The sequence below is a fragment of the Acidocella aminolytica 101 = DSM 11237 genome (assembly GCF_900129125.1).
GTDB classification, from domain to species: Bacteria; Pseudomonadota; Alphaproteobacteria; order Acetobacterales; family Acetobacteraceae; genus Acidocella; species Acidocella aminolytica.
In genome coordinates this window covers 17,651-28,562 of record NZ_FQVJ01000027.1, presented here as the reverse complement: position 1 = coordinate 28,562, position 10,912 = coordinate 17,651, and the positions used below count along the sequence as shown (strand labels likewise).

At 60.4% G+C, this 10,912-nt stretch carries 12 protein-coding genes; all 12 read left to right on the top strand.

Annotated features, from left to right (window positions below):
* Positions 1-30 precede the first annotated feature (30 nt).
* The gene (gene rpoC / locus BUB54_RS13740) at positions 31-4,188 is read left to right on the top strand and encodes a DNA-directed RNA polymerase subunit beta' (protein ID WP_048878637.1); all 4,158 of its coding nucleotides are present in this window, start codon (positions 31-33) and stop codon (positions 4,186-4,188) included.
* A 411-nt stretch (positions 4,189-4,599) separates the two neighbouring features.
* Positions 4,600-4,971: a 30S ribosomal protein S12 gene (gene rpsL / locus BUB54_RS13735; protein WP_048878636.1), complete on the top strand. Its 372-nt coding sequence runs from the start codon at positions 4,600-4,602 to the stop codon at positions 4,969-4,971.
* Positions 4,972-4,983: 12 nt separating this feature from the next.
* Positions 4,984-5,460, top strand: coding sequence for a 30S ribosomal protein S7 (rpsG, locus tag BUB54_RS13730; protein ID WP_048878635.1), 477 nt, complete (start codon positions 4,984-4,986; stop codon positions 5,458-5,460).
* A 45-nt stretch (positions 5,461-5,505) separates the two neighbouring features.
* Complete coding sequence (tuf, locus tag BUB54_RS13725) at positions 5,506-6,693, top strand: elongation factor Tu (RefSeq protein ID WP_048878634.1); 1,188 nt, start codon at positions 5,506-5,508, stop codon at positions 6,691-6,693.
* A 38-nt stretch (positions 6,694-6,731) separates the two neighbouring features.
* Positions 6,732-7,040, top strand: a complete 309-nt coding sequence (gene rpsJ / locus BUB54_RS13720) for a 30S ribosomal protein S10 (protein WP_048878633.1) — start codon at positions 6,732-6,734, stop codon at positions 7,038-7,040.
* Between the two features lie 14 nt (positions 7,041-7,054).
* On the top strand, positions 7,055-7,729 hold the full coding sequence (gene rplC / locus BUB54_RS13715) for a 50S ribosomal protein L3 (protein ID WP_048878632.1): 675 nt from the start codon (positions 7,055-7,057) through the stop codon (positions 7,727-7,729).
* 4 nt (positions 7,730-7,733) lie between these two features.
* Positions 7,734-8,348, top strand: coding sequence for a 50S ribosomal protein L4 (gene rplD, locus BUB54_RS13710; protein ID WP_048878631.1), 615 nt, complete (start codon positions 7,734-7,736; stop codon positions 8,346-8,348).
* A 14-nt stretch (positions 8,349-8,362) separates the two neighbouring features.
* The gene (locus BUB54_RS13705; protein ID WP_175556516.1) at positions 8,363-8,659 is read left to right on the top strand and encodes a 50S ribosomal protein L23; all 297 of its coding nucleotides are present in this window, start codon (positions 8,363-8,365) and stop codon (positions 8,657-8,659) included.
* A gap of 12 nt (positions 8,660-8,671) precedes the next feature.
* The gene (rplB, locus tag BUB54_RS13700; RefSeq protein WP_048878629.1) at positions 8,672-9,505 is read left to right on the top strand and encodes a 50S ribosomal protein L2; all 834 of its coding nucleotides are present in this window, start codon (positions 8,672-8,674) and stop codon (positions 9,503-9,505) included.
* 3 nt (positions 9,506-9,508) lie between these two features.
* The gene (gene rpsS, locus BUB54_RS13695; RefSeq protein ID WP_048878628.1) at positions 9,509-9,787 is read left to right on the top strand and encodes a 30S ribosomal protein S19; all 279 of its coding nucleotides are present in this window, start codon (positions 9,509-9,511) and stop codon (positions 9,785-9,787) included.
* Positions 9,788-9,789: 2 nt separating this feature from the next.
* Positions 9,790-10,233, top strand: a complete 444-nt coding sequence (gene rplV, locus BUB54_RS13690; protein WP_048878627.1) for a 50S ribosomal protein L22 — start codon at positions 9,790-9,792, stop codon at positions 10,231-10,233.
* A gap of 1 nt (position 10,234) precedes the next feature.
* Positions 10,235-10,912, top strand: a complete 678-nt coding sequence (gene rpsC / locus BUB54_RS13685; protein ID WP_048878626.1) for a 30S ribosomal protein S3 — start codon at positions 10,235-10,237, stop codon at positions 10,910-10,912.

Here is a 10,912-nt window from a genome sequence, read left to right as displayed (position 1 = left end):
GGTGCCAGGCCAAGATAAGGATGTTGCGTAATGAATGATTTGATGAAGATCCTCGGGAACGCTGGTCAGACGGCGTCGTTTGACCAGATCAAGATCCAGATTGCGTCCCCGGAGCAGATCCGCAGCTGGTCCTACGGTGAGATCAAGAAGCCGGAGACTATCAACTACCGTACGTTCAAGCCAGAGCGCGACGGCCTGTTCTGTGCCCGCATCTTCGGGCCGATCAAGGATTACGAATGCTTGTGCGGCAAGTACAAGCGTATGAAGTTCCGTGGCATCATCTGCGAGAAGTGCGGCGTTGAAGTCACGCTGGCCAAGGTGCGCCGCGAGCGCATGGGTCATATCGAGCTGGCTTCCCCGGTTGCGCATATCTGGTTCCTGAAGTCCCTGCCGTCCCGCATCTCCACCATGCTCGACATGACGCTGAAAGATGTCGAGAAGGTGCTGTATTTCGAGAGCTATATCGTTCTTGAACCGGGTACGACCGACCTCAAGCTGCACCAGCTCATCTCTGAAGATGAGATGTTCAATAAGCAGGATGAGTTTGGTGAGGATGCGTTCCGCGCTGGCATCGGCGCTGAGGCGATCAAGTCCATACTAATGGGAATCGACCTTGCTGAAACCCGCGCCGAGATGCGGCTTGAGCTGAAGGAGACCACCTCCGAGACCAAGCGCAAGAAGCTGGTCAAGCGACTGAAGCTGATCGAGAATTTCCTCGAATCGGGTACCCACCCGGAATGGATGGTGCTGGACGTGATTCCGGTGATTCCGCCCGAGCTGCGCCCGCTGGTGCCGCTGGATGGCGGGCGCTTTGCTACGTCCGACCTAAACGACCTGTACCGCCGCGTGATTAACCGTAACAACCGTCTGAAGCGGTTGATGGAGCTGCGCGCGCCAGACATCATCGTGCGCAACGAAAAGCGCATGTTGCAGGAATCCGTGGACGCGCTGTTCGATAACGGACGCCGCGGCCGTGCCATCACCGGCACCAACAAGCGTCCGCTGAAGTCGTTGTCCGACATGCTGAAGGGTAAGCAGGGCCGCTTCCGTCAGAACCTACTCGGCAAGCGCGTCGATTATTCCGGCCGTTCTGTCATCGTGGTGGGCCCGGAGCTCAAGCTTCACCAGTGCGGCCTGCCGAAGAAGATGGCGCTGGAGCTGTTCAAGCCTTTCATCTACGCCAAGCTGGAAAAATACGGCCTAGCCACCACCATTAAGGCGGCCAAGCGCATGGTGGAGAAAGAGCGCCCGGAAGTGTGGGACATCCTCGAAGAGGTGATTCGCGAGCATCCGGTGATGCTGAACCGCGCCCCCACGCTGCACCGTCTCGGCATCCAGGCGTTCGAGCCGATCCTGATCGAAGGCAAGGCCATCCAGCTTCACCCGCTGGTCTGCACCGCCTTTAACGCGGATTTCGACGGCGATCAGATGGCGGTCCACGTGCCGCTCTCCATCGAGGCGCAGCTGGAGGGCCGCGTGCTGATGATGTCCACCAACAACATCCTCAGCCCAGCCAACGGTAAGCCGATCATCGTACCAAGCCAGGATATCGTTCTGGGCCTTTACTACCTCTCCCTGGAGACGCCGGAGTTCCTGGCCGCCAAGGATGAGGAAGCCCCGGCCTTCGGGTCCGTGGGTGAGATCGAGTTTGCGCTGACCGCCGAGGCGATCAAGCTGCATGACAAGATTCGCGCACGCGTGAAGAACATGGACGCTGACGGGCAGATCCGCAGCTCCATTGTCGTCACTACGCCGGGCCGTATGCTGATCGGACAGCTTCTGCCGGAAAATCCGAATCTTAACTTCTCGGTCGTCAATCGTATGCTGACCAAGAAGAACGTGCAGGACGTGATCGACCTCGTCTACCGCCATTGCGGGCAGAAAGAGGCAGTGATCTTCTGTGACCGGATGATGGCGCTCGGCTTCCGCCACGCGGCGAAGGCGGGCATCTCCTTCGGTAAGGACGATATGCGGATCCCGGACTCCAAGCATGATCTGGTCTCCACCACCCAGGCTGAAGTTCGTGAGTACGAGCAGCAATATCAGGATGGTCTGATCACCTCCGGCGAGCGCTACAACAAGGTGGTCGACGCCTGGTCGAAGTGTAAGGATCTCGTCGCTGGGGCGATGATGAAGGAGATCTCCCGTCAGGAGATCGGTCGTCCCACCAACTCCGTGTGGATGATGAGCCATTCCGGTGCCCGTGGTTCGGCGGCGCAGATGTCCCAGCTTGCCGGTATGCGCGGCCTGATGGCCAAGCCGTCCGGTGAGATCATCGAGCAGCCGATTATCGCGAACTTTAAAGAGGGTCTGTCGGTTCTCGATTACTTCAACTCCACCCACGGCGCGCGTAAGGGCCTCGCGGATACGGCGTTGAAGACTGCGAATTCTGGCTACCTCACCCGCCGTCTGGTAGACGTGGCGCAGGATTGCATCATCATCGAGGATGATTGCGGCACTGAGCGCGGACTGACCGTGAGCGCGGTGCGCGATGGTGGTGAGATCGTGGCCTCGCTAGGTGAGCGCGTGCTCGGTCGGACCACGGCCGAGGACGTTCTGGACCTCAACGATGGTAGCGTGCTTATCCCGGTGAATACGCTGATCGAAGAAGCTCATGCTGAGAAGATCGAGAAGGCCGGTATAGAGACGGTGAAAATCCGTTCCGTGCTGACCTGCGACACCAAGATCGGCGTCTGCGCCAAGTGCTACGGGCGTGACTTGGCGCGCGGCACCCCGGTGAACGTCGGCGAGGCTGTGGGCGTGATCGCCGCGCAGTCCATCGGCGAGCCGGGCACGCAGCTCACCATGCGTACCTTCCATATCGGCGGCGCTGCCCAGCGTGGTGCTGAGCAGTCCAACGTGGAAGCCAGCCATGACGGATCCGTGGTCATCCGCAACCGCGCGGTGGTCACAAATTCCGCCGGTGTGCCGGTGGTGATGAGCCGTAACTGTGAAATCGTCCTCACGGATGGCACCAAGCGTGAGCGGGCCCGCTTCCGCGTGCCTTACGGTGCCCGCCTGCTGGTGGATGAGGGAGCAGATGTTGCGCGAGGCCAGAAGCTGGCCGAGTGGGATCCGTACACTCTGCCGATCATCACCGAGCGCGCCGGTATCGTGGAATATGCCGACCTCATCGAGGGCGTGACCCTGGTCGAGCGCGTTGACGAAGTCACCGGCCTCACTTCCAAGGTGGTGGTGGACTACAAGCAGTCCGCCCGTGGCGCGGATTTGCGGCCCCGCCTGATGCTGAAGGACGCCAATGGCGAAATTCTGCGCTTGGCGAATGGCGGCGAGGCGCGCTACTTCCTCTCGCCGGACTCGATTCTTTCGGTTGAACCCGGTGCGGCTGTGGCCGCAGGCGACGTTTTGGCTCGTATCCCGCGTGAAGGCTCCAAGACTCGCGACATTACCGGTGGTCTGCCGCGCGTGGCCGAGCTGTTTGAGGCGCGCCGTCCAAAAGATCACGCGATCATCGCCGAGATCGACGGACGTGTTGAATTCGGGAAGGATTACAAAGCCAAGCGCCGCGTGATCGTGAAGAATGACGAGACCGGTGAAGAGAGCGAGTACTTGGTTCCGAAGGGCAAGCACGTTTCCGTTCAGGAAGGCGACCATGTCCGCCGTGGCGACCCGTTGGTCGATGGCCCGCGTGTGCCGCACGATATTCTGCGCGTGCTCGGCGTGGAGGCGCTGTCAGACTACCTGGTCAATGAAATCCAGGACGTTTACCGTCTGCAGGGTGTGAAGATCAACGACAAGCATATTGAAGTGATTGTCCGCCAGATGCTGCAGAAAGTGGAGATCGTAGAGCCCGGCGATACGACTTTCCTGGTCGGCGAACTGGTTGACCGGGTGGAGTTCGAGCAGGAGAACGGCAAGTTGGCCCAGGACGAACGCCATGCGACCGCTCTGCCGGTGCTGCAGGGCATCACCAAAGCCTCCTTGCAGACGCAGAGCTTCATCTCCGCCGCCTCCTTCCAGGAGACGACTCGGGTTCTGACAGAGGCCGCGACCGCGGGCAAGAATGATATGCTCGCTGGCCTGAAAGAGAACGTGATCGTTGGCCGCCTGATTCCGGCTGGTACGGGCTCGGTGATGAACCGTTTGCGGTCCATCGCTGCCGGGCGTGACCGGCAGGCGTTGGGCAACCGTGGCGGATCCTCCAAGTCTGACATCGCGGCCGAATAAACTCGACTCGTTACTCTTTATATAAGAGTCTCAACGGCACCTCTCGCGGGTGCCGTTTTTGATTCCGACCCCCGCGTCGGATGAATCGCCCGCGAGCGCCTCAATCGCGCCTTACCAGCTATGAAGATTCCGGAACTCTGCGTTTTTCTTACGGTTTGGCGTCAGAGAATCGCTTGACTTGGGGGGAGGGCGCTTCTAAGGAAAGCGCTCTCGCGGTTCCGGTGTTCCGGGGCCGGGTCGTCTGTAAAAATCTGGCGCGTGCGGCGCCGTGCGATTTAATCGTGCCTAGGCCGCGTGCTAGATAAGCAGTCCCGTAAGGATGGGTTCCATACCTCCTTGCGGTGATTTTTTATGGATAGGCCCGTTCCCCAGCAAAGGAATCCGGGATTTGAACACGTAGCAGGATGAGATATGCCGACCATTAACCAGTTGATCGCCAAGGGCCGCGAGCCGGCGTCCAAGCGCAACAAGGTGCCGGCCCTGGAGGGCTGCCCCCAGAAGCGTGGCGTTTGCACGCGCGTGTATACGACAACTCCGAAGAAGCCTAACTCCGCTCTTCGTAAGGTTGCCAAGGTGCGCCTGACCAATGGTTTCGAGGTGGTGAGCTATATTCCTGGTGAAGGTCATAACCTGCAGGAGCACTCTGTGGTGCTGATCCGCGGCGGGCGCGTGAAGGATCTTCCGGGGGTGCGTTACCACATCCTGCGTGGTGTTCTGGATACGCAGGGCCTGCCGAAGCGCCGCAAGCGCCGCTCGCTCTATGGCGCGAAGCGTCCGAAGTAAGGAGAGGTTGAGATGAGCCGCCGCCGCCGCGCCGTTAAGCGCGAAGTTCTGCCGGACGCGAAGTTCGGTGATATCGTGATCAGCCGTTTCATGAACGTGCTGATGTATGATGGCAAGAAATCTGTCGCTGAGAGCATCGTCTATGGCGCCCTCGACGTGCTGAAGAAGCGCGGCGGGCCGAACGCTGATCCTGTGCGCCTTTTCCACGAGGCGCTGGACAATGTGAAGCCGGCGATCGAGGTTCGCTCCCGCCGCGTTGGCGGTGCGACCTATCAGGTTCCCGTCGAGGTTCGCGCCGAGCGCCGCCAGGCGCTGGCGATCCGTTGGATCATCGACTCCGCCCGCAAGCGCGGCGAGCACACGATGGAAGAGCGGTTGTCGAACGAACTGCAGGATGCGGTGAATAATCGCGGCGCTGCGGTTAAGAAGCGTGAGGACACCCATCGTATGGCCGAAGCCAATAAGGCTTTCAGCCACTACCGCTGGTAAATCTCTGACCATTCCAAGTTTTTAGCCTGCACACGGAGCAGTTTAATGGCCAAAGCTAAATTTGAGCGCAACAAGCCGCACGTTAACATTGGCACCATCGGCCACGTTGACCATGGCAAGACCTCCCTCACCGCTGCCATCACCAAGGTGTTGGCGGAGGCTGGTGGCGCAACCTTCACCGCGTACGACCAGATCGACAAGGCGCCGGAAGAGCGCGCCCGCGGCATCACCATCTCCACCGCGCACGTGGAGTATGAAACCGCTAACCGTCACTATGCCCACGTGGACTGCCCCGGCCACGCCGACTATGTGAAGAACATGATCACCGGCGCCGCCCAGATGGACGGTGCGATCCTGGTTGTGTCCGCCGCCGACGGCCCGATGCCCCAGACCCGTGAGCACATCCTGCTGGCCCGTCAGGTCGGTGTGCCGGCTCTGGTCGTGTTCCTGAATAAGATGGATCTGGCTGACCCGGATCTGGTCGAGCTGGTCGAGATGGAGGTGCGCGAGCTGCTCTCCAACTACGGCTTCCCCGGCGACGATATCCCCATCATCAAGGGGTCAGCTGTCTGCGCTCTCGAAGACAAGCAGCCGGAAATTGGCCGTGAGGCTGTGCTGAAGCTGATGGAAGCGGTTGACGCTTATATTCCGCAGCCGGAGCGCGCTGTTGACAAGCCCTTCCTGATGCCCGTCGAAGACGTGTTCTCTATCTCTGGCCGCGGCACTGTCGCTACCGGCCGTGTGGAGCGTGGCGTGATCAAGGTGGGTGAGGAAGTCGAGATCGTCGGCCTGCGTCCGACCACCAAGACCACCGTCACCGGCGTTGAAATGTTCCGCAAGCTGCTCGATCAGGGTGAGGCCGGCGACAACATTGGCGCGCTGCTGCGTGGCACCAAGCGTGAGGACATCGAGCGCGGCCAGGTTCTGGCAGCTCCCGGTTCCATTACCCCGCACACCCAGTTCTCTGGTCAGGCTTATATTCTGACCAAGGAAGAAGGTGGCCGTCACACCCCGTTCTTCACCAACTATCGCCCGCAGTTCTACTTCCGTACCACGGACGTGACTGGTGTGGTGACGCTGCCGGAAGGCACCGAGATGGTGATGCCGGGCGACAATGTGACCATCGCGGTTGAGCTGATCGCTCCGATCGCCATGGACGAAGGTCTGCGTTTCGCTATCCGTGAGGGTGGCCGCACCGTTGGTTCGGGCGTCGTCGCCCAGATCAGCAAGTAATCAAATCGGCCCCCTGTTTCTGAAGAGTTCGAGTTAAGATGGACAACCAAAACATCCGTATTCGCCTGAAGGCGTATGACCATCGCGTGCTGGATAACAGCACCAAGGACATCGTGAACACGGCGAAGCGCACGGGCGCGCAGGTGCGGGGGCCGATTCCTTTGCCGACCCATATCGAGCGGTTCACGGTGAACCGCTCCCCCCACATCGACAAGAAGAGCCGTGAGCAGTTCGAGATTCGGACGCACCGGCGCTTGCTGGATATCGTTGACCCGACCCCGCAGACCGTGGACGCGCTTATGAAGCTCGACCTGGCCGCCGGCGTCGAAGTCGAAATTAAGATCTAAGCTTAGGTGGTATTATGCGTACCGGTGTGATCGCAAAAAAGCTGGGGATGACCCGGCTGTTCAAGGAAGACGGCACGCATGTGCCGGTCACGGTTCTGCATCTCGATGAGGTGCGGGTTGTGGCGGCGCGTAACGTTGAGAACGATGGCTACAGCGCGGTTCAGCTCGGCATTGGCAAGTCCAAAGTCAAGAATGTGAGCAAGGCGCAGAAGGGGCACTTCGCCAAGGCGAAGGTTGAGCCCGCGCAGAAGCTGGTTGAGTTCCGTGTGGCTGATGATGCTGCGCTGGAGCCCGGCGCTGTGCTTTCCGCTGCTCACTTCACTGTTGGCCAGTTCGTCGACGTTGCCGGTATCACTAAGGGTAAAGGTTTTGCCGGCCCGATGAAGCGCTGGAACTTCCGTGGCCTTGAAGCAACCCACGGCGTCTCGATCAGCCATCGTTCCCACGGCTCTACTGGTAACCGTCAGGATCCCGGTAAGACCTTCAAGAATAAGAAGATGGCTGGTCACCTCGGCCAGGAGCGCGTGACGACCCTGAACCTGAAGGTTGAGAGCGTCGACGTTGAGCGTAACCTCGTGATGCTGCATGGTGCTGTGCCCGGTTCTAAGGGCGGCTACGTGCTGGTGCGCGATGCGGTGAAGAAGGCGCGCCCTGCTGACGTCGCCTATCCCGCCGGTCTGAAGGGCTGAGCCGATGAAGCTGGATGTTGTTGATTTTGATGCGAAGTCCGTTGGTAGCGCCGAGTTGCCGGACGAGCTCTTCGCGGCGGAGCCGCGCGTGGACATCATTGCCCGCGTGATTCACTGGCAGCTGGCCAAGCGCCGTGCGGGTACCCACAAGGTGAAGGGTATGGGCGAAGTGTCTGGTACCACCAAGAAGCCTTACAAGCAGAAGGGTACGGGTAATGCCCGTCAGGGCTCTCTGCGCGCGCCGCAGTTCCGTACCGGTGGCGCTGTGCATGGCCCGGTTGTGCGTGACCATGGCTATTCGCTGAACAAGAAGGTCCGTCGTCTGGGCCTTATCTCTGCTCTCTCTGCCAAGGCTGCCGAAGGCAAGCTGGTCGTGCTGGATGGTGTTACTGCTCTAGACAAGACCAAGGATGTCGCCGCCAAGGTGAAGAATTTCGGCTGGGCTTCCGCGCTGATCGTGGATGCTGCTGTTGAAGAGAAGTTCGGCCGCGCCTCCCGCAACGTGAAGGGGCTGGATGTGCTGCCGGTCGTGGGTGCGAATGTCTATGACATTATGCAGCACGACGTTCTGGTGGTCACCAAGGCCGCCGTTGAGGGTCTGAAGGAGCGCCTGGCATGACCGGCACCGTAAAAATTTCCGACGAGCGCATGTACGAAGTCGTGCGTGCGCCGCATATCACCGAGAAGGCCACGCTGCTTTCCGAAAAGAACCAGTTCGTGTTCAAGGTGGCGGCTGATGCAACCAAGCCTGAGATCAGGGCGGCTGTCGAGGCGCTGTTCAAGGTGAAGGTGACCAACGTCAACACCCTCGTCACAAAGGGCAAGACCAAGCGGTTCAAGGGCCGTCCGGGTCAGCGCTCTGACGTGAAGAAGGCGTTCGTGACTCTTGCCGAGGGTGAGAGCATCGATTTCACCACTGGTCTCGCCTGAGGTTTTTGAAAAATGGCATTGAAGCACTTTAATCCGGTCACGGCGAGCCTTCGCGGCACGGTGCTGATCGATCGCAGCGAGCTGTGGAAGGGCAAGCCTGTGAAGGGGTTGACCGAGGGTCAGCACTCCACAGGCGGTCGTAACAACCATGGTCGTATCACCACCCGCTTCCGTGGCGGCGGACACAAGCAGGCTTATCGTGTTGTGGACTTTAAGCGCCGCAAGTTTGATGTGCCCGCCACTGTGGAGCGGCTGGAATATGACCCGAACCGCACCTCCTTCATCGCACTGATCAAGTACGAAGATGGCGAGCTGGCCTATATCCTGGCACCGCAGCGCCTCAAGGCTGGAGACACTGTGGTGGCTGGCGCCCGCGCTGACATCAAGCCTGGCAATGCGATGCCGCTTTCCGCGATGCCGGTTGGCACCATCGTGCACAATATTGAACTGAAGGTTGGCGCAGGCGGTAAGCTGGTGCGTTCCGCTGGTACCTTTGCGCAGTTGGTCGGCAAGGACCAGGGGTACGCGCAGATCAAGCTGGGCTCCGGCGAGCTTCGTGTTGTCCGCGCTGAGTGCATGGCCACTGTTGGCGCCGTTTCCAACGCCGACCACCAGAACCAGCAGAGCGGCAAAGCTGGCCGTTCTCGTTGGTTAGGCCGCCGTCCGCATAATCGCGGTGTGGTGATGAACCCAGTCGATCACCCGCATGGTGGTGGTGAAGGCCGTACCTCTGGTGGCCGTCATCCGGTTACCCCGTGGGGCAAGCCGACCAAGGGCTACAAGACGCGCTCCAACAAGCGCACCGACAATCTCATCATCCGCCGGGCGAAGGGCGGGAAGGGCTAAAAGATGTCACGTTCTGTTTGGAAAGGTCCGTTTGTAGACGGATACCTCCTTGGCAAGGCCGAGGCGTCCCGCGCCTCTGGCCGCAACGAGATCATCAAGATCTGGTCGCGCCGTTCCACCATTCTGCCGCAATTTGTCGGCCTGACGTTCGGTGTCTATAACGGGCGGAAGTTCTTGCCCGTACAGGTCTCTGAGAACATGGTCGGCCACAAGTTTGGCGAGTTCTCCCCGACTCGGACCTTCCCTGGTCACGCGGCGGACAAGAAAGCGAAGCGGGGCTGATCATGAGCAAACCCAAAGCTATCCGTTCGCTGGCTGACAATCAGGCCGAGGCGATCGCCCGCAATATTCGCGTTAGTCCGCGCAAGCTCAACCTGGTCGCGGCTTCCATCCGCAACATGCCGGTCCAGCGTGCCCTGGCTGACCTGACGTTCTCCAAGCGTCGCATCGCCAAAGCGGTGAAGAAGCTACTGGAGAGCGCGGTCGCCAATGCCGAGAACAACCATCAGCTCGATGTGGACAAGCTGTTCGTTTCCACCGCCGAGGTGGGGCGGGGCATTGTCATGCGCCGCTTTCATGCGCGCGGCCGTGGTCGTTCCGCCATGGTTGAGAAGTGGTTCAGCCATCTGAAGATCGTTGTTGAGGAGCGCGAGCCGGCCGCCAAGCCCAGCCGCGACGCGCGTCCGGGCTTCGGCACGAAGTCCGAGAAAGCTGGGGAGGCCGCGTAATATGGGTCACAAGATTAATCCGATTGGCCTGCGCCTCGGCATTACCCGCACCTGGGACAGCCGCTGGTACGCTGGCAAGGACTACGCCAAGCTGCTGCATGACGACCTGAAGCTGCGTAGCCATTTGCGCGGTAAGCTGCAGCAGGCCGGCGTGTCCCGAGTGGTGATCGAGCGCCCGGCCAAGAAGCCCCGCGTGACGATCTATGCTGCCCGTCCCGGTGTTGTGATCGGTAAGAAAGGTCAGGATATCGACAGCCTCCGCAAGGAACTGTCAGGCATGGCTAAGGCTGATGTCGCCTTGAACATCATGGAAATCCGCAAGCCGGAAATCGACGCGACGCTGGTGGCCGAGAACATCGCCCAGCAGCTTGAGCGCCGCGTGGCCTTTCGCCGCGCCATGAAGCGCGCCGTGCAGTCCGCGATGCGTCTCGGCGCCCAGGGCATTAAGATCACCTGCTCCGGCCGCCTGGGCGGCGCTGAGATCGCCCGCGTCGAGTGGTACCGTGAAGGTCGCGTGCCGCTGCACACGCTGCGCGCCGACATCGACTACGGTACCGCCACCGCTATGACCACTTACGGCACCTGCGGCGTGAAAGTGTGGATCTTCAAGGGCGAAATCCTGGTTCAGGACCCGCTCGCGCAGGATAAGCGCGCGGCCGAACAGGCTCCGCAGCGCTAA

Bases quoted from the DNA above. Each gene is read 5' to 3' on its own strand.
- rpoC (WP_048878637.1), top strand. From the start codon at position 31: ATGAATGATTTGATGAAGATCCTCGGGAACGCTGGTCAGACGGCGTCG.
- rpsL (WP_048878636.1), top strand. From the start codon at position 4,600: ATGCCGACCATTAACCAGTTGATCGCCAAGGGCCGCGAGCCGGCGTCC.
- rpsG (WP_048878635.1), top strand. From the start codon at position 4,984: ATGAGCCGCCGCCGCCGCGCCGTTAAGCGCGAAGTTCTGCCGGACGCG.
- tuf (WP_048878634.1), top strand. From the start codon at position 5,506: ATGGCCAAAGCTAAATTTGAGCGCAACAAGCCGCACGTTAACATTGGC.
- rpsJ (WP_048878633.1), top strand. From the start codon at position 6,732: ATGGACAACCAAAACATCCGTATTCGCCTGAAGGCGTATGACCATCGC.
- rplC (WP_048878632.1), top strand. From the start codon at position 7,055: ATGCGTACCGGTGTGATCGCAAAAAAGCTGGGGATGACCCGGCTGTTC.
- rplD (WP_048878631.1), top strand. From the start codon at position 7,734: ATGAAGCTGGATGTTGTTGATTTTGATGCGAAGTCCGTTGGTAGCGCC.
- rplB (WP_048878629.1), top strand. From the start codon at position 8,672: ATGGCATTGAAGCACTTTAATCCGGTCACGGCGAGCCTTCGCGGCACG.
- rpsS (WP_048878628.1), top strand. From the start codon at position 9,509: ATGTCACGTTCTGTTTGGAAAGGTCCGTTTGTAGACGGATACCTCCTT.
- rplV (WP_048878627.1), top strand. From the start codon at position 9,790: ATGAGCAAACCCAAAGCTATCCGTTCGCTGGCTGACAATCAGGCCGAG.
- rpsC (WP_048878626.1), top strand. From the start codon at position 10,235: ATGGGTCACAAGATTAATCCGATTGGCCTGCGCCTCGGCATTACCCGC.